This window comes from Rhodanobacter terrae (assembly GCF_042657005.1).
GTDB classification, from domain to species: Bacteria; Pseudomonadota; Gammaproteobacteria; order Xanthomonadales; family Rhodanobacteraceae; genus Rhodanobacter; species Rhodanobacter terrae.
In genome coordinates, this window is sequence record NZ_JBHSNG010000011.1 from 1 (window position 1) to 21462 (window position 21462).

The 21462-nt window shown below is 65.2% G+C and carries 28 protein-coding genes; 21 read left to right on the top strand and 7 right to left on the bottom strand.

What is annotated here, in order from left to right; all coding sequences use genetic code 11:
• The 10 genes from ACFPPB_RS11385 to ACFPPB_RS11430 all read left to right on the top strand — a co-directional run.
• Window positions 1–331 (top strand): MFS transporter (locus ACFPPB_RS11385; protein ID WP_377327122.1); only part of this gene is annotated, 331 nt, incomplete at its 5' end.
• Window positions 332–790: 459 nt separating this feature from the next.
• On the top strand, window positions 791–1033 hold the full coding sequence (locus ACFPPB_RS11390) for a hypothetical protein (RefSeq protein ID WP_377327124.1): 243 nt from the start codon (window positions 791–793) through the stop codon (window positions 1031–1033).
• Between the two features lie 96 nt (window positions 1034–1129).
• On the top strand, window positions 1130–1648 hold the full coding sequence (locus ACFPPB_RS11395) for a PH domain-containing protein (RefSeq protein ID WP_377327126.1): 519 nt from the start codon (window positions 1130–1132) through the stop codon (window positions 1646–1648).
• 278 nt (window positions 1649–1926) lie between these two features.
• Window positions 1927–2718: a helix-turn-helix domain-containing protein gene (locus tag ACFPPB_RS11400; RefSeq protein WP_377327128.1), complete on the top strand. Its 792-nt coding sequence runs from the start codon at window positions 1927–1929 to the stop codon at window positions 2716–2718.
• A complete protein-coding gene (locus ACFPPB_RS11405) occupies window positions 2697–3059 on the top strand; it encodes a VOC family protein (protein WP_377327130.1) in 363 nt (120 codons plus the stop codon). Before ACFPPB_RS11400 ends, ACFPPB_RS11405 begins: the two co-directional genes overlap by 22 nt.
• A 15-nt stretch (window positions 3060–3074) precedes the next feature.
• Window positions 3075–3518, top strand: coding sequence for an SRPBCC family protein (locus tag ACFPPB_RS11410; protein ID WP_377327132.1), 444 nt, complete (start codon window positions 3075–3077; stop codon window positions 3516–3518).
• Between the two features lie 171 nt (window positions 3519–3689).
• The gene (locus tag ACFPPB_RS11415; RefSeq protein ID WP_377327134.1) at window positions 3690–4136 is read left to right on the top strand and encodes a nuclear transport factor 2 family protein; all 447 of its coding nucleotides are present in this window, start codon (window positions 3690–3692) and stop codon (window positions 4134–4136) included.
• A 49-nt stretch (window positions 4137–4185) separates the two neighbouring features.
• A complete protein-coding gene (locus ACFPPB_RS11420) occupies window positions 4186–4926 on the top strand; it encodes a nuclear transport factor 2 family protein (protein WP_377327136.1) in 741 nt (246 codons plus the stop codon).
• A gap of 69 nt (window positions 4927–4995) precedes the next feature.
• Window positions 4996–5934: a M14 family metallopeptidase gene (locus ACFPPB_RS11425; RefSeq protein WP_377327138.1), complete on the top strand. Its 939-nt coding sequence runs from the start codon at window positions 4996–4998 to the stop codon at window positions 5932–5934.
• A 71-nt stretch (window positions 5935–6005) separates the two neighbouring features.
• A complete protein-coding gene (locus ACFPPB_RS11430; RefSeq protein WP_377327140.1) occupies window positions 6006–6524 on the top strand; it encodes a GNAT family N-acetyltransferase in 519 nt (172 codons plus the stop codon).
• 66 nt (window positions 6525–6590) lie between these two features.
• Here the strand turns inward: ACFPPB_RS11430 and ACFPPB_RS11435 are convergent, their stop codons facing one another.
• Entirely contained in the window at window positions 6591–8285 is a 1695-nt protein-coding gene (locus ACFPPB_RS11435) for a trehalase family glycosidase (protein ID WP_377327142.1), read from the bottom strand.
• Between the two features lie 193 nt (window positions 8286–8478).
• Between ACFPPB_RS11435 and ACFPPB_RS11440 the strand changes: the two genes are divergently transcribed.
• Together ACFPPB_RS11440 and ACFPPB_RS11445 are read left to right on the top strand one after the other, a co-directional pair.
• The gene (locus ACFPPB_RS11440) at window positions 8479–9000 is read left to right on the top strand and encodes a GNAT family N-acetyltransferase (RefSeq protein WP_377327144.1); all 522 of its coding nucleotides are present in this window, start codon (window positions 8479–8481) and stop codon (window positions 8998–9000) included.
• Window positions 9001–9199: 199 nt separating this feature from the next.
• The gene (locus tag ACFPPB_RS11445) at window positions 9200–9403 is read left to right on the top strand and encodes a hypothetical protein (protein ID WP_377327146.1); all 204 of its coding nucleotides are present in this window, start codon (window positions 9200–9202) and stop codon (window positions 9401–9403) included.
• Between the two features lie 209 nt (window positions 9404–9612).
• On the opposite strand, the gene ACFPPB_RS11450 is transcribed toward ACFPPB_RS11445, so the two are convergent.
• On the bottom strand, window positions 9613–10530 hold the full coding sequence (locus ACFPPB_RS11450; protein ID WP_377327148.1) for a hypothetical protein: 918 nt from the start codon (window positions 10528–10530) through the stop codon (window positions 9613–9615).
• Window positions 10531–10913: 383 nt separating this feature from the next.
• Between ACFPPB_RS11450 and ACFPPB_RS11455 the strand changes: the two genes are divergently transcribed.
• Window positions 10914–11135, top strand: coding sequence for a TonB-dependent receptor (locus tag ACFPPB_RS11455; protein WP_377327150.1), 222 nt, complete (start codon window positions 10914–10916; stop codon window positions 11133–11135).
• A 55-nt stretch (window positions 11136–11190) separates the two neighbouring features.
• On the opposite strand, the gene ACFPPB_RS11460 is transcribed toward ACFPPB_RS11455, so the two are convergent.
• A complete protein-coding gene (locus ACFPPB_RS11460) occupies window positions 11191–12594 on the bottom strand; it encodes an Hsp70 family protein (protein WP_377327152.1) in 1404 nt (467 codons plus the stop codon).
• Between the two features lie 245 nt (window positions 12595–12839).
• Between ACFPPB_RS11460 and ACFPPB_RS11465 the strand changes: the two genes are divergently transcribed.
• Both ACFPPB_RS11465 and ACFPPB_RS11470 read left to right on the top strand, forming a co-directional pair.
• Window positions 12840–13973, top strand: coding sequence for an acyltransferase family protein (locus ACFPPB_RS11465; RefSeq protein ID WP_377327154.1), 1134 nt, complete (start codon window positions 12840–12842; stop codon window positions 13971–13973).
• Window positions 13974–14017: 44 nt separating this feature from the next.
• Window positions 14018–14317, top strand: coding sequence for a hypothetical protein (locus ACFPPB_RS11470; protein ID WP_377327156.1), 300 nt, complete (start codon window positions 14018–14020; stop codon window positions 14315–14317).
• Window positions 14318–14486: 169 nt separating this feature from the next.
• Here the strand turns inward: ACFPPB_RS11470 and ACFPPB_RS11475 are convergent, their stop codons facing one another.
• Both ACFPPB_RS11475 and tsaA read right to left on the bottom strand, forming a co-directional pair.
• Window positions 14487–15317, bottom strand: a complete 831-nt coding sequence (locus ACFPPB_RS11475) for a DUF4377 domain-containing protein (protein WP_377327158.1) — start codon at window positions 15315–15317, stop codon at window positions 14487–14489.
• 277 nt (window positions 15318–15594) lie between these two features.
• A complete protein-coding gene (tsaA, locus tag ACFPPB_RS11480) occupies window positions 15595–16131 on the bottom strand; it encodes a tRNA (N6-threonylcarbamoyladenosine(37)-N6)-methyltransferase TrmO (protein WP_377327160.1) in 537 nt (178 codons plus the stop codon).
• Window positions 16132–16217: 86 nt separating this feature from the next.
• On the opposite strand from tsaA, the gene ACFPPB_RS11485 reads away from it, so the two are divergent.
• From ACFPPB_RS11485 to ACFPPB_RS11495, 3 genes are all read left to right on the top strand, one after another.
• Complete coding sequence (locus ACFPPB_RS11485) at window positions 16218–16592, top strand: YciI family protein (RefSeq protein WP_377327162.1); 375 nt, start codon at window positions 16218–16220, stop codon at window positions 16590–16592.
• Between the two features lie 66 nt (window positions 16593–16658).
• Window positions 16659–17192: a DUF6630 family protein gene (locus ACFPPB_RS11490; RefSeq protein WP_377327163.1), complete on the top strand. Its 534-nt coding sequence runs from the start codon at window positions 16659–16661 to the stop codon at window positions 17190–17192.
• Between the two features lie 68 nt (window positions 17193–17260).
• Entirely contained in the window at window positions 17261–17974 is a 714-nt protein-coding gene (locus tag ACFPPB_RS11495) for an HAD family hydrolase (RefSeq protein ID WP_377327165.1), read from the top strand.
• A gap of 29 nt (window positions 17975–18003) precedes the next feature.
• Here the strand turns inward: ACFPPB_RS11495 and ACFPPB_RS11500 are convergent, their stop codons facing one another.
• Together ACFPPB_RS11500 and ACFPPB_RS11505 are read right to left on the bottom strand one after the other, a co-directional pair.
• Window positions 18004–18282, bottom strand: coding sequence for a hypothetical protein (locus ACFPPB_RS11500; RefSeq protein WP_377327167.1), 279 nt, complete (start codon window positions 18280–18282; stop codon window positions 18004–18006).
• 6 nt (window positions 18283–18288) lie between these two features.
• Window positions 18289–19269, bottom strand: coding sequence for an ion channel (locus ACFPPB_RS11505; RefSeq protein ID WP_377327169.1), 981 nt, complete (start codon window positions 19267–19269; stop codon window positions 18289–18291).
• 107 nt (window positions 19270–19376) lie between these two features.
• On the opposite strand from ACFPPB_RS11505, the gene ACFPPB_RS11510 reads away from it, so the two are divergent.
• From ACFPPB_RS11510 to ACFPPB_RS11520, 3 genes are all read left to right on the top strand, one after another.
• Entirely contained in the window at window positions 19377–19565 is a 189-nt protein-coding gene (locus ACFPPB_RS11510) for a CPXCG motif-containing cysteine-rich protein (protein ID WP_377327171.1), read from the top strand.
• A gap of 43 nt (window positions 19566–19608) precedes the next feature.
• Window positions 19609–20091, top strand: coding sequence for a putative toxin-antitoxin system toxin component, PIN family (locus ACFPPB_RS11515; RefSeq protein ID WP_377327173.1), 483 nt, complete (start codon window positions 19609–19611; stop codon window positions 20089–20091).
• Between the two features lie 108 nt (window positions 20092–20199).
• The gene (locus tag ACFPPB_RS11520) at window positions 20200–21453 is read left to right on the top strand and encodes a hypothetical protein (protein ID WP_377327175.1); all 1254 of its coding nucleotides are present in this window, start codon (window positions 20200–20202) and stop codon (window positions 21451–21453) included.
• Window positions 21454–21462 lie beyond the last annotated feature (9 nt).

Below are 21462 nucleotides of genomic sequence, written 5' to 3' on the forward strand. Positions count from 1 at the left end.
GATGCTGCTGACCTTCATCGTCGGCTTCGCCATGTCGGCCGGTCCGCTGATCTGGACGCTGTGCTCGGAAGTGCAGCCGCTGAAGGGCCGCGACTTCGGCATCGGCTGCTCGACCTTCACCAACTGGATCGCCAACATGATCGTCGGCGTGACCTTCCTGAGCCTGCTCAACGGCATCGGCAACGCGGCGACATTCTGGCTGTATGCGGGGCTCAATCTAGTGTTCCTGGTGATCACCTTCTGGCTGATCCCGGAAACCAAGAACGTCACGCTGGAACAGATCGAACGCAACCTGATGTCGGGCAAGCCCCTGCGCGAGATAGGGCAGTAATGCGTAAATCCGCGCCGGATCCCGAAACGAACCGCCACCCCACTCACGCAGGGGGTAGGAGCCCGCTGGCGGGCGATGCTCCTGCTCCGATGGTCGGCCCGGTGAGATTCAAGACGAAAGCATCGCCCGCCAGCGGGCTCCTACAACAACGATGGCGATCGCATCCTCTGGCGGAAGACGCGAGCGGCCTTTCGGTGAAAACGCACGTACCGCTGACGGTTCCCTCGGGCCGATCCGGGATCGACCTCATGCCGATTCGGAACACCTGACGTCCGGGGCCCGAACGGGTGCTTTCGCGCCGGCCGGGACAGGAGGACACTGCGGCTTGTTGGAGAGGGCTGGCCGGTCGCCGGTCTTCGTCTTGGCGGCGCCTGTCGACGAAGGTTTGCCGCCGCTGTCGGGGACGTGTGCCGCTGCGCGCGGCAGCACGCTTGCGGCATGACTGACGGGGTGATTCCCATGAATGCAAGGGATTCAGCCATCGCGGCTGGCGCGGTTGCAGGCTGGTATTTCTATGTCTGGATGGCGGACCTGTTCGTGGTGGTCGCCTTGGTGCCCGACTGGCGCATCACCGGCCGGCCGCATCCGGTGTATGTGTATGGCGGCGCGGTGTTGCTGGCGCAGCAGGTGCTGACCGTACCCTTTGCGGCCACGGCCACGTGGATGGGGATCGTGCACGCCTTCGAAAGCCTGGCGGGCTAGGCCGGGCGTCCGGCGATCGTTCACCGCGCGTTCGATCCACTGCGCCCGAAACGCAGCTAGTCTAGGGACCGGTCGGTATTCCAGGCGGAGAAAATCATGGAACAAGCGATGAAGCGATGCCCGGCGTGCGCGGAAGAAATCCAGGCGGATGCGCACAAGTGCCGGTACTGCGGAACGGACATCGACAGCTACGTGGCGGCGCACGAGGCCACGGTGGAGAAGACCTTGTTCTCGGGCCATCCGAAAGCCGTCTACACCTTCGGCCAATTTTTGCTGGCGGTCTGCACGCTGGGCATCGCCTTGCTGGTGTACTGGATCCGCAGCCTGAGCATCACCTTCACCGTCACCACGCAGCGCGTGCAGATCGAGCGCGGGCTGTTCTCCAAGGTGAAAGACAACCTCGAACTGTTCCGGGTCGATCATTTCGATGTGTTGAAGCCGTTCGGCATGCGGCTGCTGGGCCAGTGCGAAGTGCATCTGCACTCGTCCGACCAGGACATGACGTCGGTGATCCTGTACGGCATCCCCGGACTCGAGGCGATGGCCGAAACGCTGCGCGATTGCTCCCTGCGCGAACGTGCCCGTCGCCGCGTGCTGCCGGTGGAGCAGATGTAAGCCGGGCGGATGCGCGCGGCCTTTGCGCTTGAAGTCCTCCGGCCAGGAGCGCGGCCGTGGTCCCCGATGCCAAGCGTCCGGGCAGGCCGGCAAACGGGTAAGCAACCATCTGCCCGCCCGTGTTCTATGCTTGCCAACCCACGGCTGTTTGCTCCCGCGAAATGCCTGTTATAACCACTTTGCAAGATGGCTCGATCCTCGCGATGGACTACCGCTGTACGGCGGTACCCGATGACGAGCCATACCCCGAGGTCCATCGCCGCTATTCGGTTTCCTATGTGCGCAAGGGCAGTTTCGGCTATCGCGTGCGCGGGCGGGTTTTCGAGCTGGTGGCGGGCTCGGTCATGGTCGGACGGGCGGGCGACGAATATGTCTGCACGCACGACCACCACCACGGCGGCGACGAATGCCTCTCTTTCCAGTTGACGCCGGCGCTGCTGGATTCCCTCGGCGGCGAGTCATCGGCATGGCGCGTGGGGGGCGTGGCGCCCTTGCCGGAACTGATCGTGCTGGGCGAACTGGCGCAGGCCACCGCCGAGGGACGCAACGACCTCGGGCTGGACGAAGTGGGCATGCTGCTCGCGACCCGTTTCATGAATGCGGTGTCCGGCCGCGGCAACGCGCCGCCGCGAGTCACGGCGCAGAATCGCCGGCGTGCCGTCGCGGCGGCCTTGTGGATCGACGCCCACGCCCGGCAGCAGGTCGATCTGGAGTCGGCGGCGCGCGAGGCCGGGCTGAGCCCGTTCCATTTTCTGCGTGTGTTCAACAGCGTGCTGGGCGTCACGCCGCATCAGTACCTGGTGCGCTCCCGGTTGCGCCGCGCGGCCCGGCTTCTGCTCGAAGGCGAGCGTCCGATCACCGATGTCGCCTTCGAGGCCGGCTTTGGCGACCTCTCCAACTTCGTGCGCACCTTTCATCGATGCGCCGGCATGCCGCCGAGAAGTTTCCGTCAGGCCGGCCGCGGCGATCGCAAGATTCTCCAAGAAAGGCTCGCCGGCTTCTCCGATGCTTGGGTTCCACCCGACACCATGCACCGGAGAAAATCATCATGTACGACCACATCGGACTGAAGGCCGGCGATCTCGACGCCAGCGTACGCTTCTACACCGCCACCCTCGCGGCGCTGGGCCACGTGCTCTGCTCGCGCGACGAGACGAGCGCGGGCCTGGGGCCGAAGGACGCGCCTTCGCTATGGCTGTATGCGCAGAGCGGGGCAAATCCCGCAGGCATGCATCTGGCGTTTCGTGCCGCGGACCGGGCGGCAGTCGACGCGTTCCACAAGGCGGGACTGAAGGCCGGCGGCCGCGACCATGGCGCACCCGGCCTGCGCCATGATTATGGCGACCGCTACTACGCCGCCTTCCTGCTCGACCCGGATGGCAACAACGTCGAAGCCGTGTGCCTGAAGTGAGCCAAGGAGATTCCCATGGCGTCCATCCGCAAGGAAATCCTCATCGACGCGCCCGCGGAAACCGTATGGGCGGCGTTGCGCGATATCGGTGCACTGCATACGCGACTGGTGCCCGGTTTTGTCATCGACACCCGGCTCGAACCCGGCGCGCGCATCGTCACGTTCGGCAACGGGCAGGTGGCGCACGAACTGATCGTGGATGTGGACGACACCGAACACCGCCTGGTCTGGGCCATCGTCGACGAACCGTTCCGGCACTACAGCGCCGCGGCCCAGGTATTCGGCGAAAAGCCGCGGCAATGCCGCTTCGTCTGGATCGCGGACCTGCTTCCCGATGAGCTTGCCGATCATGTCGAAGGGATGATGGTGCAGGGGCTCGCCGTCATCAAGGCGACCATGGAGAACGACGCGGCGACGGGCAAACTACCGTCCGGCTCGGTGGCGCCGGAGCCCGGGTAAGCGCGTAGCGAGAAAACGAAGCGGCCGACCCCGTGACTTCCGGCGCTGGACGGCGGTACCGGCGGTTGGCATCGTAAGCCCGCCACGAGTGCGTCCACCATCAGCACGCTGTTCGACAGTCCGCTGATCTTTCGCCGCCGGATCGGGGGCTCGCCAAGCAGGGGAGACGATATGAAAGTTGCAGTTCTGATGGCCATCCTCGCGTTTGGCGCGACATCGCCGCACGCAGCCTCAACATCGCACGCGCAGCTTCCCCCCGACCTCGCCCAGGCCGTGGCCGCGTTCGATCGCGCGCAGATGAAGGGCGACGGCCACGCACTGGCACGCCTGCTTGCCGACGACTACGTGCTGGTGAACAGCCGTGCGCAACTCGAAAACAAGGCCGATTTCATCAACGACTACACCGCGCCCGGCTGGAAGCTCATGCCTTACGTGGTCGAGGACGAATCCATCCGCCAGTGGAACGATGGCGCGGTCCTCGGCGGCGCGGTGACGCTGCAAGGCCTGAGCGGCGGCAAGCCGTTCAAGGCGAGGCTGCGTTTCGCCGATGTCTGGCGCAAGCGCGACGGCCGCTGGCAGGTAATCTTCACTCAGGCCACGCGCGTGCCCGCACCTTGACGCCGGCGACTCCGAGTCATCCGTCATCCACCCGCCCAGGAACGTCCGCATGCCCGCCCCGCTCAAACCTGTTCTGTTGCTGTGCGCACTGATCGTGGCGGCATGTCCCGCGCACGCCGACGACCACGATGCGGCGAAGCTCAGGCAACTGTCGCAGGCGTTCTCCGATGCCTCGGCCTCGGGCGACAACGCGGCGCTGGCGCGCATGCTCGACGACCGCGTGGTCTTCATGAACGAAAGCGGCGACATCGCGACGAAGAAGGACATCGTCGGTACGGCACCAGCCGCGCCCACGCCAAAGCCGGCGGCCAATGCCGCCGTGCTGGTGCAATCCGACTGGAACCTGCAGCTGCATGGCGATGTCGCCGTCACCAGCTTCACCGACAACGCCACCTTTCATTTCCACGAGCAGGTCAGGCACGCGCGTTTCCGCTCGACCGAGGTGTGGCTGAAGGAGGCCGGCACCTGGCGCATGATCTCCAGCCAGACGCTGGCCGTGCCCGATGCGCCGCCGGCCATCCAGCTGCCGGAGGCTGAGCTCGACCAGTACGCGGGCATTTATTCGGCCGGTGCCGACGCGATGGTGAAGATTTCCCGCCAGGGACAGCGGATGACCAGTTCCACCAACGGCGCCTCGCCGACCCCGCTGGACGTCGAAGTGCGCGACGTACTGTTCACTCCCAACCAGCCACGTATCCGCCGCATCTTCGAACGCGATGGCCAGGGACGCATCACCGGTTTCCTCGCTCGCCGCGAGGGGCACGACATCCGGTTCAGGCGCGTGGGGTGAACGCCTGCGGCGTTTCCTGCCGATGCTAAAGTGCTCGGCATGCCCATGCGCCAAAGCAGAGTAAGCGATATGACGACGACGCAAGCACCTTATCCTATCGGCACGCCCGGTACCCGCTGGGGCAACGCCGAAGTGGCTGCATGGCTGGCACGGCAGACCGTCAAGCGCAGCTATGAAGTCGATGTGCTGGACGCGATCGAGAGGCTGCGCGCGCGCTTCGACGTGTCGGAGTACGGCCGCGTAAAGTATGACGGTTCCGACAGTTACCCGCTGTTCGCGATCAAGAGCCGCGACTGGCGCGACGAGCTGCCCATCGTGCTGGTGACGGGCGGTGTGCATGGTTACGAAACCAGTGGTGTGCACGGCGCCCTGCAATTCGCGGAGCTGCAGGCGTCGCACTATGAAGGCAAGGCGAACCTCGTCGTCGCGCCTTGCGTCAGCCCCTGGGCTTACGAGCGGATTCACCGCTGGAACGCCGACGCGATCGATCCCAACCGCTCGTTCCGCGACGACAGTCCCGCGCAGGAATCGGCCGCCCTCATGCGCCTGGTCGCGCCGTTCCGCGATCGCGTACTGGTGCATGTGGATCTGCATGAGACCACCGATAGCGACGAGTCCGAGTTTCGTCCGGCGCTGGCCGCCCGCGACGGCGTGGCGCATGCGCCGGGCGAGGTTCCCGACGGTTTCTATCTGGTCGACGACAGCGAACATCCGCAACCCGCGTTCCAGCAGGCGGTGATCGCGGCGGTGGCGAAGGTCACCCACATCGCCCCGGCCGATGGCCAGGGCGAGATCATCGGCTCGCCGGCGGTCGCCCCGGGCGTCATCGAGTACGCGCTCAAGCGGCTGGGCCTCTGCGCGGGCATCACCGATGCGACTTACAAGACCACCACCGAGGTCTATCCCGACAGTCCCCGGGCCACCGTCGAGCAATGCACCGCCGCCCAGGTGGCGGCGGTGTGCGCAGCGATCGATTTCGCGCTGACGCATCGTGCGATCGGGACATAGCCGAGGCCGCACGTTCTCTGAAGAGAACGGGCCGCCATCGGTTTCACCATCACCGGGACAGGTATCGACCCATGCAAGTCAGGCCGCTGGATCCTACTGACGCCGGGGCCTACCAGGAGCTCCGGCTGCTGGCGCTACAGGAAAGCCCCACGGCTTTCAGCGCAAGCCATGCAGACGAGGCTGGCCGATCCATGGGGGAGGTGGCTTCCCGTATGGCTCCCGCTGCCGACGGATCCATTCGCATGCTGGGTATCTTCGAACGGGGCGAGCTGGCCGGATTCGTCGCCGTCATCCATCCGCAGCGAGAGAAGCTGCGCCATGCGGTTGAGCTGGCCGGCCTGTATGTCGCCCCGGCATTCCGCCGTCGTGGATTCGGCCGCGCGCTGCTGGCGGCAGCGGTGGCGCTGGCCCGATCCATCGCCGGCGTTCGCCAGATCAGGCTCGGCGTCAACGTAGCGAACACGGGAGCCAGAGCGCTGTATCGGTCGGTTGGTTTTGCAAGCTGTGGGGTGGAGCCGGGCGCGTTGCAGGTCGACGGCGTGTTCTATGGCGAGGAGCGCTATGTGCTTCGGCTGGAATCGGCCGGGTGACAAGCCGTTCGCAAGAAAAGCAGGAGCCACCCATCGACACATGGTGCGTCGATGGGTGGCTGGTCCTCAAGGATGGGTGGGTTCGCTCGACCGCTCGATCGATGACGGCCTTGGCACCGTTTCCGGCTTCGGGTTGCCCAGCAGTTGCCGCAGTTTCAGGTACACGCCATTGGTCCAGCCGAAGCCGATCACGTTGTCCTTGTAACCGGCACTGATCTTGACGTCGGCATTGCCGCTGACCATGTTGTATTTCTCCCGGATGGTGCCGTCGGCGGCGAGACTGCGGTCGATGGTGCCAGTGAATTCGCGCGCGATGCGGCGCGCATCCTGGTGGAAGCCGTAGGCATCCAGGCCGGAAATGGCCAGCCAGTTGGTCGGTGCCCAGCCGAACGGCGCATCCCATTGCGCACCGCTCTCGCGATCGCTGGTCTGCAGTCCGCCCATCCGCTCGAACAGGTCCAGTTTGCCGCGCAGCGAAGCGGCTTGCTGCGGCGAGGCCAGGCCGGCCCACAGCGGGTAGAACGTCGCGATGAAGTGGTAGTCGGACGGCTTGCCGGCGACGAAGTCGTAATCCATGTACATGCCCTGGTCAGGGCGCCACAGGTACTTGTCGATCGCCCGGTGCCGCGCCTCGGCGGCACTGGCCCAGCGGCGGGCATCCGCATCGAGGCCGAGCTGCACGGCGAAATCGTGCAAGTCGCGTTCATAGCGGTACAGCAGGCTGTTCAGATCCACCGTCGCGTACTGGTGGGTGGAACCGCCGAACGGGCCGACCCGGAACGAGGTGTCGAAGCCCGACTCGCGCATGGCGCGATCGCCCAGATAATAGTCGGCGCTGAGGCGATAGCCGCCGACCCATGCCCCTGCGCACACTGTCGAGGCGCGCACGTCGCAGCTGGTGGTTTTCAGGCGCGCGGCTTCCTCATCGTCGGGGTGTCCCGAGGCCTTGACCAGATAGCCGGGATCCTTCGACGGATGCGCCATCAGCCACTTGATCACACCCCGAAAATAGCTGCTGTCGTGCATCTCCAGCACCGGGCTGGTGCCGCCGTAATCGTAATAGCGCGAAAGGCCGGTGTCGCCTGCGAGATGCTCCTTGCGCGTCCAGGTCGAGTAGTCGCGCACGGCCAGCGGATACGCCTGCTTCAGCCAGGCGCGTGCCTCGGTCCGGTCGTGGAAGCTGGCCGGGTCGTCGAGCACCGCGCGCATCATCGAGCTCAGGAACGGCGGCTGCGATCGGGTGAGGTAGTACGTGCGGTTGGCATTGAGCACCGCGCCGTAGTACTTGACCTCGAACAGCGCGTTGTCGGCCATGCCGCGCGCCAGCGCCTCGCGATGGTCGGCCACCAGGCCGAGCACGATGAAATAGCTGTCCCAGCCATACATCTCGTTGAAGAACCCGCCGGGCACCACGTACGGATGTGGCAGATAAAGCAGTCCCTGCTTGGGCAGCTGGGTGGGCGAGATATCGCCCAGCCTGCCGATGGCGCGTGGCAGCACATGCACGTCGACACGGCAATGTTTTGCGATCGCCGCCAGGTCCGGCGGCGTCGGCAGGTCTGCCGGCAGGTACAGCACCGGCTGGGTCTTCATCTTGCTGTCGCTCAGCGACGAGCAGTCGTCCATCGAGCGCGTGAGCGTGTCCCAGGCGTGATCGATGTACGCGCGTGTCTTCGACGGGTCGGGCTGGGTCCTTGCCGATGCCGTGGCGACCAGCAGGAATGAAAGCGCGGTCAGCGCGAGTCGCTGGAATGTTTTCATGAGGCAGGCCTGCGTTTCGGAACAATGGCGGTTGGGGGAGGCAACGACATTGACCGATGTTACCCCCGGCGATCGGAGACGCCCACCACCATGCCGGCCTCGATGCCGACCAGTGCCGAATTCAGGGACGGGAGTCAGAATGCAGCTTCCTCGACCTCGACCTCGACCTCGTCCGATGCCGCAAAGCCGCCCGATGCCACGAGACGCCACACCTGCCGACTTCGCCGCGATCCTTGCGCTCAACGAGGCCTTCGTGGCCGTGCTCAGTCCGCTCGACGGCGAGCGTCTTGCGAGGCTGCATGCGCAGGCGGAGTTGCACCGCGTGATCGAACAGGACGGTCGGGTGGCGGCGTTCCTGCTCGCGTTTCGCGAAGGGGCGGACTACGACAGTCCGAACTACCGGTGGTTTGCGCAGCGCCAAGCGCGTTTCCTGTACGTGGACCGCATCGTGGTGGCGGGCGACGCGCAGGCACGGGGCGCCGGCAGCCGGCTCTATCGCGACGTGTACGCGAGGGCTTCGCGCGATGGCGTGCCGTTGATCACCTGCGAGTTCGATATCGAGCCACCCAACCCGGCGTCCGCACGGTTCCACGCCAGGCTGGGGTTTCGCGAAGTCGGCCGCCAGCAACTCGACCATGGCAGCAAGACCGTCTCGCTGCAGGCGCTCGATGTCGTGGCGGGCAACACGCCGCCGGGAAAGATCGGCGCCGGCTGACGTTTCGTCACCGCCGCACGCGCTGCATCCACTGTCCGCCTGTCCGGCATCGCGTTGCCGGCTGTCCGCGGACAATCGGTCGATGCGATTGGCGATGGATTTTCTTTCGAAAATTCATTGGCTTGGATCTTGCGAGTTGATTGGCACGGCGATTGCTCTACCGACAGCACAGGGCATAAGCCAATCACGGAGACACGTCATGAAATTCGAATCACTGATCCTGACCACGCTGTTCGTTGTCTGCTTCAGCATCTGCGCGCTGGTCATGGGAGCCATGCTGAAAACCACGCCGGCCTCGGCGCAACTGGCCAGTGTGAACAAGGTGGCCGCCGTCGCTTTGGCCGCGCCGGCGAGTTGCGCGCTGCCCACCGGCGGCGCGAGCTGCTCACGCGCCGACGATTGATGCCGGTCGACGATGTTTGATCCGGCCAGCACTATGGCGGGGTCGAGTGCCAGCCTACCGATAGGTTCGGGTCCGGCGATCGACTCGACGGCGATGATCTTCGCCGCCGCAGTCGCGAAGCAGGAAATCACGGGCGGCTTGTCGCTACACCATTGGAGGAGGGGACCAGAGACTTTCCGCCAAAATCTCCGGCCCCTTGGCTTGCCGCATCACTGACTGGAATCGCGATCCTCACGCACGATGGCGACGCCGTTCGTGGTCGCATTGTCGATGGTCGCCAGTCCTTTCAAGCTGAAGTTGCCGTCCTCGTCGACGTCGAAAATGGAGACATGCGAGACGCCGCCGCTGGCGTCGATCACCGCGGCCAGGTCGCTGCGGTAAGCGATGTCGGTCGGGTTGCCGTTGAAGCTTGCGACAACCGCCGCGTCCTGGATGATCTTTTCACCGTAGACGGCGTACCGCGACACCGACTTGCTCGGTGAATTGGCGGAAAACAGGAACGGTCCGTCCAGCGCCGCCCAGCAGGGTGCGGACTGGGTGCCCGAACCGGTAACAGTCAGCACCATGTTGTTTCGAATCAGGCTGATCTCGTTCGCGTGAGCAATCGTCACATAGGCGTCGTTGCCGCGCGTGGCCAGACCGAAAGGCGCATTGACGTTGGCGGGGATGTTGGCGACCAGCATGGTCGAGCCGGTAACCGCGCCGTCTCGGTCGAGGTCGATCGTTTCAATCGCATTGCTTTTTTCGCTGATGACAAGCTCGCCCCGCAGCGTTCCCACCTGAGCGGCGGAGCCGTCTCCGACGACCAGCCTGGCTTCGCCATCGGCTCTGGGTTCCACGCCGTAACGGTCGATCCGGTGCGACTCGATATAGGACGTGGTCAGGATGTACAGGTGATCGTTGCCGAACGCGACGCTCACGGGGTTGGCGACGGCCGGGACAAGCTTCTCGTAGCGCAGGCCCGCGTGATCGAAGTCCTTGTCGAAGATCGACACGTTGCCCGAGCCGAAATTGACCACGGCGAGCCGATCATGACCCTGGGCGATGCCGCCGGCATTGCCGCCGACGCCTCCCGCTCCCCCCGTGGGAAGCTGTTCGAGCAAGGCTCCTGTCGCGTTGTAGATCATGAGCTGGTTGTGCGTCGTATTCGACGCGGTCACGATCAGTGCCCGATCATCGCCCGATGACGAAGTGCCTTGCGCAGCCACGGCGCCGGCAATGAACAGCGAAAGCAAACCCATGCCACAGGCTGATTTTTTCATGTGCGTATCCTCGATTGAACGATTCGGAATGGCGACCTGGTTTGGAGTCGCCCGGCAGCGCTTCCAGATGACCGGGATTGCGCCGGTCTTCTCTTCATTCGTCGGGATACGAGGGAAGTTACCTTCCGTTTATCGCCTCATGGAAGGTGAGATGGCAGCCGTGGCTGCCGGGCAGTTCTGCAAGCAGGCGCTATTTGCGCCGGCAAAGGCCTATGCTGTCGAATCGATCACGCCAACAGGCTTCCGCCATGGGCAACGTCTCCGGCAAGACCAGCAACGGGTTCACCTACGAAGGGGATTACCAGCCGGCGAGCGCAGGCCGCATCAACTGGACGGCGACCTTTCGCCACAAGGGCGACTACGCCGGCATGCGGCACGGCTGCGTCCACGGCATGCTCGGCGTTCCCCCAGAGGCTGTCGAAGAGGCGGTGAAAGTCGACATCGAGTCGACATGGACGGATGCCGCCTGACGGAGTGGCTGCCAACGAAAGGCCACGCCCACCCGGAGTGATCACGGTTTGAAGCTCAGCGGGCCTGGCGATCCGCCTCGCTTGCCGCCACCGCCAGCCCCGACACCACGCCCAGCGAAGGATCGCCCTGCACCAGCGGAATCTCCGGGAAGCAGGCTTGCACGCGTGTCTTGACCTGCGGCGAGCGGGAGGTGCCGCCGGTGAGGAAGACGCTGGCGGGGAGTTCGTCCAGGTCGCTGCGCACGGTCGCCAGGGTGCGTTCCATCTGGCCGAGAAACGGGGCGATGGCGTAGTGGAAGCCTTCGCCGTCGAGTTCGACCGCGAGGCCGTGCTCGATGAAGTCCAGCTCGGCACGATGGTTCGCAGACGTACTCAAGGCGATCTTGCTGCGTTCGGCCGCCTGGTTGAGCCGGGTGGTGGCGCCGGGCTCCTGCAGGGCGCGCAGCCGCGCGCCGTAGGGCTCGTCGATGAGGCGATAGTTCTGCTGGCGGAACTCGCGCTGCTTGGGCAGGTTGTGCACGCTGGCGGCATCCACGAATCGATGCGCCGGCATGCTGATCCGATCCTTGCCCAGCTGCGGCATGAAGCTGTGCAGGCTGACGCTCACGTCGAGGTCGGTACCGCCCCTGGGCAGGCCCCAGCTGCGCGCGATCCGCGCGGCCTTGCCGCCGCCGAGTCGGGCATGGGCCACGTCGGTGGTGCCGCCGCCGATATCGACGATCAACGCGTACTGCCGCCGCTGCAGGCTCTGGTGATAATGCATCGCTGCGGCGGCCGGTTCTTCCAGAAATGTCACGCGGTCGAAGCCGGCCACCGCGGCCGCCTCGCGCAGTATCTCGATCGCCTGTTCCGATCCCTGCGCGCCCATCGAGCTGCGAAATTCCACCGGCCGTCCGATCACCGCACCGCGCACCGGCACGCCGAACTGGCGGCTCGCGGTGAGGCGGATGTGCTCGAGGATGTGCGTGGCGATATGCATGATCACCTTGCGTACCTGCGGGTCCAGCCGATAGCCGAACATCGACTTGGGCGATTCGATCAGGTTGCCGCCGCCGCTTTCCAGGTAGCCTTCCACCGCTTCCTCGCCGAACAGCGCGTGCTGGAAACTGGCGACCGACGCAGTGGCGGTTCGGGTCTGTTCTTCCATCCACTGCTGCCGCACCGCGCGCAGCGCTTCGCGGTACAGCTCGTCTTCGCTGCGCGACGCCGGCGTCTGTCCGCGCGCGGCGGCGGCCGTGGCCTGCTGGCGTTGCCGGGTCCTGGCCAGGCGCAGTTCGGCCTCCAGCCGCGCTTCCAGTGCGGGAGTCAGCGCGAAGTCGTTTGGGTCCGGCACCCGCTCGGGGAAAAACACCGCCGTGCGGAACTGCTCGGCGTCGCCGAAACGCACCAAGGTCAGTTCGCCTTCGATGATGGCTGCGGCAGCCGAGTAGCTGGTGCCGAAATCGATGCCGATGTACATGGTTCGCGCTGTCGCTGTGTGGCAACCCGGCAGTATGACGGGAACGGGAGCCGGCGTCTGGCCAACGCGTCTTTCCAGCCGGGGTTGGCGGGCACGGGCAGCGGTTCCGGTTCGCGCTTGCCGAGCCGGGTGCGTGGATGGCTGCCGAACCAACTGTCCGCGAAAAGCCATGAAAACGTCTTCGCCGGCCAGAAAAAACTCGCACAATGCCGGCCATTCCCTTTCCTTGTCGCGACAGGACGTCCATGCATCGCCTCCCCGGCCTCGACCTCCTGCGCGCCATCGCCATCGTCTGGGTGATGCTGTTCCATTCCTTTATTGTCGGCGGACTCGGTCCCGACTTTGCCTGGCTTTCGCGCTATGGCTGGGCGGGCGTGGACATCTTCTTCGTGCCCAGTGGCTTTCTGATCGGCACGCAGGTGCTGCGGCCGCTGCAGCGTGGCGAGCCGCCGTCGTTCGGCGCGTTCTATGCGCGTCGCGCGTGGCGTATCCTGCCCGCGTTCGCGGTAGTGCTGGCGCTGTATGTGTGGTTCCCGGCGCTGCGCGAAGTGCCGGGGCTGCAGCCGTGGTGGCAGTTCGCCACGTTCACGCTGAACCTGCTGACCGATGCCCGCCACCAGGCTTTCTCGCATGCGTGGTCGCTGTGCGTGGAGGAGCATTTCTACCTGGTCTTTCCGCTGCTGGCGTGGTGGCTGGCGCGACGGCCGTCGATGTCGGGCTTCGTCAGCGTCTGCGCGGCGGTGGTCATGCTCGGCGTCGCCTTGCGCACGACGGTGTGGCTGCACGATACGGCGATGGATCCTCCGCGCAACTGGTTTCTGGAGGACATCTACTACCCGACCTGGATGCGGCTGGACGGTTTGCTGATGGGCGTCATGCTGGCTGCGCTGCGGGTATATCGACCCCACGCCTGGACGCGACTGCAGGTGCGCTCGAATGTCGTGCTGCTGGGCGGTATCGTGGTGTCGTGCTTGGCGTTGTGGCTGTTCCGCGATCGCACCGGCCTGCTTGCCAATGCGCTCGGCTGGCCGCTGCTGTCGTTCGGCGTCGGCCTGCTGGTGTTCGCCGGCGCGGATCGCCAGAGCCTGCTCGGCCGCTGGCGGCTACCGGGTGCCGGCTGGCTGGCCGGCATTTCCTACAGCCTTTATCTCAGTCACAAGATCGCCTTCCACGTCGTGCAGGCGACGTTCGGCGCGTCGTTGCAAGGGCGTGGTGCGATCGCCTTCGCCATGTATGCGCTGGCGGTTCTCCTGCTGGGGGCGGCGCTGCACTACCTGGTCGAGCGCCCGTGCCTGCGTTGGCGCGATCGCAGGAAAGCCGGAGATCCATCGGCGGACCCGGTCGGAAACAGCGGTCGGATCGCGGTCCTCGAACCATAGGTAGATGGGGCTCGCGCGCGGCGGGGCCTCGATTTGGATACCTGGTGCAAGTGTTTGCGGCGAAATTCATTCTGCATTGCGGTTTTCGACACGATGCTCTTTCCTCCAAAATCAGCGCGGAGAACGTTATGGGAATTCTGGATCTTGCCGGTGAAATTGCAGGGGCGGTGGCCGCGGTCGAGAGCGCCGAAAAGCTCGATCCGAATGCGGGGTTGCTGACGAAAGGCGTCGCCGCCTATGCGGGCTTCAAAGGCGCCGGCGCGCTCGAGTCGCTGGTCGGAAAGAAAGAAGAAGAGGCTTCGAACGAGGCGGCCCCGGAAGCCGACGCCGACCCGCAAGCCTGATCCTTCGCGATCTCGATTCGCCCGGGCCAGTCACTTTTCGGTGGCTGGCCCTTTTGCGTTCTGGCGTATCGAGAAAGTGGCTCGGAGATATCCGGGCGCAAGCGGCACGATCGGCACTGCGGCAGAAAGCTGCCCCGGCGAGACCGGCGCCCGATGCCCGCGATGCGGATCAGGGCCGCGGGGACGAAGCGGCGTCCGCAGGTTTGACGATCTCACTCTCGATGATCATGTCCAGTACATACGTGGTGGGCGGTGTGCCGGCGGGCGGTTGTTTCAGCGTGTAGCGTTTAACGCGCAATACGTTGCGCGTGCCGGGCTGGTGCACATAGCCCTCGATATCCTGCTGCAGCGGCTGCCACGGGCCGGGCTGGCCGCCGTGCAGCCCTTGCGCGTCGTAGTGGCGTTCGCGTACCAGCAGGCACGGCTTGTCCGGAACCAGCAGGTGACGGCAGGGCGTCGTATGGGGCGCCACTTCCAGGTACACCGTCTCGCCGGGCCCGCTGTAGCGCGCCTGTGCTGCCTGCTTGCCGATGAACGTCAGCGATTGGCCGCTGTTGGCCGCCAGCGTGAGCAGCGGCGTATCGCCGGCAGTCGTCAGGATCAGCGTGGGTCGCCCCTGCAGCACGGCCTCTATGGTGGATTCGCGCTGGTTCAGCGTCGTCTCGGCGCAGGCCGTCATGGTATGCAGCAACGGCGCGGTGACGAGATGGCCCTCGACCAGGGTGTAGTTGCCGTGGATGTTGTTGCAGGCGTTGCGCACACTGACCCGGTCGGCGCTGAAGTCGAGCTGCAGCGGCTCCGGCCTGCCGAACAGTGCATCGAGGCGCCGGTTGTTGCCGTCGACGGCGTCGTGCAATTGCCAGTGATAGCGCGCGAGGGTGATGGTGGAGGTCGCCACACCGGCGCTGTCAGGAGCAGGCGCAGCCGCATGCCGAACCGGTTCGCACGCCGAAACGCAGGCAGCGAGCACGAGCGGGAGCAGCAGCAGGCGGGCTTTCATGACGAATTCTCCTTGGAGGCCGATTCAACAATCTCGCACGTGAACATGGCTTGACGATGGCGTTGGCATGGCGATGCATGCACGCGCACAAAAAAAAGCCGCGTCGGGCTTGCGCCTGACGCGGCAAATGTTTGAACCGACCACTGCCAGTGCATCGGGTGTCGCCAGCGAGAGGTTTCCACTGGCCCGGAGCAAGTTAGCGGTCGTCCGTCTCACGGACTGGGATGGCGAGTGGCCGATGCTGCCGCTCGGCCGGCGACAAGGCGATGGCCGGCTCTCACTCCGCCGGCGTCGAGCGTGGCCGGCGCGGACCCGGCGCGGAGTGCCGCCCCTGCGCGGCGTCGATCTCGTCGATCCAGCCCGCGCGCGCGGCCGGAAACGCGTCGGCGTAAGGCACGTACGGCTTGATGTCGAGGATGGGAGTGCCGTCGAGCAGGTCCAGTCCGCGCACGCGCAACGAGTGTTCGCCGACTTCGACCAGTTCGACCGCGGACAGGCCGATCGCATTCGGGCGATGCGGCGAGCGGGTCGCCAGCACGCTGCGCTTGCCGCCGCCGCGCGGAGGCCGTACTTCGGCCTTCCAGCCTTCGCTGAGGTGGAACACGAACACCAGCCAGATCCGCTCGAAGCCGGCCAGGTCGCGAAACGCCGCCGCCGGGAAGTCCGCCGCGAACTCGATGATGGCTTCGGCCACCGCGCCGGTTTCGGTGCCTTCCACCACGGTGGGTTGATGCGGCGCGTCGATGCGCCGTGCATACGGCGAGCGCACGAAGGCGATCGGATGGCAGGAGAACGCGCTGGAGATATCGTGCATGGTAGTCAGCGTGGCGAGATGGCGGCATTATCCATCCTTCACACTGCTTCCCATGGCTTTACCCACCTTCCCCTGTCGAGAACGTCATGAAATACCTGGTGATGATCTACAACGACGATGCCCTGCTTGGCGCACTGCCCGAGGGCGAGTTCGACACGCTGATGCACGGCTGTATAAAGCACGCCGATGAATTGCAGGAACAAGGCCATCTGCGCGACTCGCAGCAACTGGATGCGCCCGCCACGGCGAAGACGCTGCGCGTGCGCAACGGCCGCATGAGCGTCGTCGACGGGCCGTTTGCCGAAACCAAGGAATACCTGGGCGGTTTCAACCTGATCGAGGCCGACAGTATGGACGAGGCAGTGCGGATTGCAGCGGAATTTCCCTGGTCGCGCACCGGTGCGATCGAAATCCGCCCGGTGCGCGACATGGCGGCGGTGCGTCACCGGGTAGGTGCGTGATGACTGGCGCTTCCCCCGCGGCGGCGGACGCGCCACCATGCGGCTCCTGCCCGCGGTGATCCACCCATGAATTCCTCCGACGACGATTACGATGCCGAGCGCGAATTCGACGATATCGACGAAGACTCGGTCGAGGCGAAGGTCTGGCAGCTGTTGCTGCTGATCAATCCCGGCGACAAGGAAACCGCGCTGCTGCAGTTCAACGATTACCGCGAGGCGATGGCCGAGCTCGATGCCGACGAGGTCGAGCCGATCGAGATCGTCGGCCGGGTGATCGACTGGCGCTCCGGTTTCATCGTCGACGCGCACGACCTGCGCTCGCTGGTGCAGGCGGTCGACGAATTGTCCTCGCGCTGGAATCTGTCGATCGACTGGAACGGCGATCCGGACGATGACGAGTTCTTCGACGACATGGATGCGGCCGAACTGTTTTCGATCGCCTACGACCGCCTGGCCGAATTCGGCTACACGCTGTGGGCGTGGGAAACCGACGGCGACACCTACGCCGGCTTCATGACACTGACCCGCGACGGCGAACCGCTGCGCGAACTGGCCACGGCGCTGGGCATCAACCTGCGGCTGGGCAGCGAAGTGAGCTGAGTGATGACGTTGGACAAAGGATGGCGCAACTGCCGTCTGCGATGAGAACAAGGGCTGGATGAATTCCCATGCTGCAACTGATCGGTTTCGATGGCGACGACACGCTATGGCATAGCGAAGGCTACTACCGGCAGGCGAACGAGGAGTTCGCCGCGATCGTGGGCCGCTACGTGGATCTGGGCGACCGGCACGTGCACGACAGCATGTTGGCGACCGAGCAGCGCAACCTCAAGCTGTTCGGCTACGGCGCGAAAGGCATGGCGCTGTCGATGGTGGAGACCGCGATCGCGGTCAGCGCCGGACGCATCACGGCGGCCGATATCCATCGGCTGATCGAGCTGGGCAAGGACGTGCTGCAGCACCCGGTGGAACTGTTGCCCGGCATCCGTGAGGCGGTCGAGGCGGTGGCGCAGCATCACGCGGTAGTGTTGATCACCAAAGGCGACCTGTTCCACCAGGAAAAAAAGGTCGCCCAATCAGGCCTGGCCGAGCTGTTCCGCCGCATCGAGATCGTCTCGGAGAAGAATGCCGATACCTACCGGCGCGTGCTGGCCGAGTTCAAGCTGCAGCCGGCGCAGTTCGCGATGGTCGGCAATTCGCTGCGCTCGGATGTCGAGCCGGTGGTGCGCCTGGGCGGTTGGGGTATCCATATCCCGTATCACGTGACCTGGGCGCACGAACTGGAAAACGGCCTCGACGACAACGACCCGCATGTGCTCACGGTGCAGACGCCGTCGGCCATTCCCGCGGCGGTGGCGCAGCTGCGCGAACGGGCGGCCTGAATCGGAAGGCGCGCCCGTGCCGGATGCCGCTATGGCGCCAGGTCCGCCGGTTTGTCGTCGTCGAAGCCGGTGTAGCCGTCCGGGAAGATCGGGGTGCCGTCGTCTTCCAGGCCCAGCATGTCGGCCAGCGCCTTGGCGGCGGCGGTCTCGGCGATGGCCTTGTCGCGGAAGCTGCGGTTTTCGCAGATCGCGAAATACATCGGAAAGCCGCTCCTGCGTGGCGTGATCGCGAGATAGGCGGTGTAGCGCGAGCCTTCCAGGGTGGCGCCGGAGCGGGCAAGGTAATTGTCGAACTCGCGCTCGGCCATGAATGGTTATCCTTTGGAGGAAAGACTCGAAGAAAGACTCAGTGTATCGCCTGAGGGCGGCGTGGCCTCGATGCCAAAACCCACGAGGCGCTCGCCATCGTCCAGCGGAAGCACGGCGTGGAAGATGCCGTAGTCGATGATGTTGAGCCCCTTGCCGTCGTCGCTGACCAGATCGAGATAGCGATGGTTCCAGCGCAGGTCCTGGTGACTCCATTGCCGGCGTGCGAGCATGGATTGCGAGGTCGTCTCGTCGACGCCTTCGATGCTCAGCAGGAAGGCCGACTGGGTGTTTTCCAGCGTCTCCAGGGTCTCGCCGTGGAGGGGGCTGGTTTCGTCGATCACATGCATCAGGCTCCAGCTCAGCATGAAGATCGGATGGCGATCGCGCACCAGCTTCAGGTCGTGGATCCGGCGCAGCCTGAAACCTTCCGGCGAGGTTTCCAGGCGCAGCAGGTGCAATTGCGCCGACGCTTCGGCGATCAGGTTAAGCCGGGTGTTCGCCGCGCGTATCATCAAGGTCGGCTTGCCGTCGATGATCCGCACGATGGGATGGTCGGTGAAGATGATCTTGGCGCGTGGCCGCGAGAAGCGCGAGAAGATCAGGCCGGTGACCACCGCGATGCAGACCATGCCGGTGAAGATCTCCACCGTGGCCACGACATGTGCGTAGACGGTCTGCGGATGCATGTCGCCGTAGCCGACCGTGGCCAGCGTCTCCACGCTGAAGAAGAACGCGCCTAGAAAGCCGTGCGGATACTGGTTTGCGATGGGCTGCGCGCCGAGCTGGTAAAGCCCGGCAAACAAGGTGTTGAGCAGCAGGAAGATGGTCGCCGCCAGGCCGAAGAACACCGGCCAGCGCACCGTCAGCGCGCGATGATAGATATCGTCCCAGATGCGCCGCGACAAGCCCTGGCTCACGAACGGCCGCCCGGCGATGTCGACGGTCCGGGGCTGATTCAGGAAACGCAGTATCTGCTTGGGATTCATCGCTGGCTTGACTCGCGGGGGCGCATCGATTGTAGCGCGCGCGTCCCGCGACGGCCTGGGCCGCCGGTCTGTGGCAAGCTGCGTTCTTCGAGCCCAGGTGATGCGCCATGCTTACGCCCTTCGACATCTCGTGCCCGTATTGCGGCGAGCCCATCGAGATCCTGGTCGATGCATCGGCCGGCGACCAGCATTACATCGAGGACTGCCAGGTATGTTGCCGGCCCATCGCGCTGAGCATCCAGATCGATGCGGATGGCGAGCCACAAGTCATCGCTGCCTCCGAAGACGACGCCTGAGGGGATCGGCACTCATGCGATCGTCTTGCCCGGCGCTGCCGCGATGACTCGTGCCGGCTATCCGGTGCCGCGCATCGTGCTGGACACGAATGTGTGCCTGGACCTGTTCGTGTTCGGCGACTCGCTGAGCTCGCACGTGCTGGCGGCGCTGCGAAGCGGGGCGGTGCAGGCGGTGACGCGCGACGATTGCCGCGAGGAATGGCACAGGGTGCTGCACTACCCGCAGCTGCCGATCGACGACAGGCAGCGTCCGGCGCTCCGTGACGCTTTCGACGCCTTGATCCAGTGGCTGCCGCCCGAGGCATCGACGACGGGCGACGACGATGCCCGCCTGCCGCGCTGCGCCGATCCGGACGACCAGAAATTTCTGGAGCTGGCGCTGGCGTCGGGCGCCGGCTGGCTGCTCAGCAAGGACAACGAACTGCTGAAGCTGGACCGGCGCACCCGCAGCGCCGGACTGTTCTCGATCCGCCTTCCGCAATCGTGGTCGATAGCCGAGGTCCGGTCGCACGGCGCCCGGGACTGACCCCGGACTCGGCCCGCCCCGCCGAGGCATGCCGATCCGTAAGAACGATTTCATGGGCCAAGTCGTGTGGACTTGTTGCAAAATCCGCAGATCACGGGGGAGATGAGCATGGGGCAGTCTGATGGAGCGGGTTACGGGCAGTCTTCGAGCGCTGGTGTGACATATCCGCGGGTGTATCGCTACAAGGTCGTGGCACGCTTTTTCCTGTATCTGTTTGCGGCGATCCTGGGTGGGGTCGGTACGTGGATGGCTGCAGTACCGATCCTGCATCCGTCGCCAGCGGGATCCTGGTTGCTGCTGACGGGCGCGGTGCTGGCATTGCTGGGAATCTACATCGCGACATCGGCTGCGTCGGCGAGGTTGACCCTGCGTGCGGACGCGATCGAACTGCGCGGACTCTGGCGCTCGCGCGAGCTGCGCCTCGGCCAGCTAGCTGGACGTCGCCGACAGGCCACGCGCGGCGGTTCCATCCTGTTGCTGATACCGAAAACCGGACGCCGGATGCGACTGGATTCGGGTTTCCCGCGCGACAGTGCATTGAATGCGTGGATCGACGCGCTGCCGGATCTGGACCTGCAGGAACGCCTGGCGTCGGAAGCGGCGCTGCTGGCCGACCCCAGTTTCGGCAGCAATCCGAAGGAGCGCCAGGCGCGGCTCGCACAGGCCCGCCAGATAACCCAACTGGTCAGCGGAGCGACCATCGCGGCGATGCTCTGGGCGTACCTATATCCGTACCCCTACACATGGGCGATCGTGCTGCTGGCGTTGCTGCCATGGTGCGCAGTGATCATGGTCATGCTGTCGCACGGGCTGATCTGTTTCGACGCAAAGCGCAATGATGCACGTCCCAATATGCTGGTCGCGTTGATGCTGCCTGCGATCCTGCTGGGCCTGCGTGCGCTGCTGGACGACCACCTGATGGAGGTGGTGCCGGCACTCGTCTATGGCCTCATCGCAGGCGTGCCGCTGTTGCTTGCCGCGTGCCTGGCGGGCAAGCGCGATCCATCGCGGCCATGGGCGCTGCCGATGCTGCTGCTGCCGCTGGTTGCGCTGCCGTATGGCGGCGGTCTGGTGGTCCATGCCGATGTGATGCTCGATCACCAGCCAGCGCAAGTGTTCCAGGCCAGGGTGATGCGCAAGTACATTTCCACGGGCAGGCATCCGACGCCGCACCTCGTGCTGGCACCGTGGGGGCCGAAGGTGATGGGCGATGACATGACGGTGAATCGTGCCTATTACGCGCACGTCGACGTGGCTGCCAAGGTGTGCGTGAACCTGCATCGCGGCGCAGTCGGTTTGCGCTGGTATGAAGTGCAGGATTGCGCAGCCGGGACCACCGGTGCGTCGGCCCAGGCGCCATAGACGGCGGGA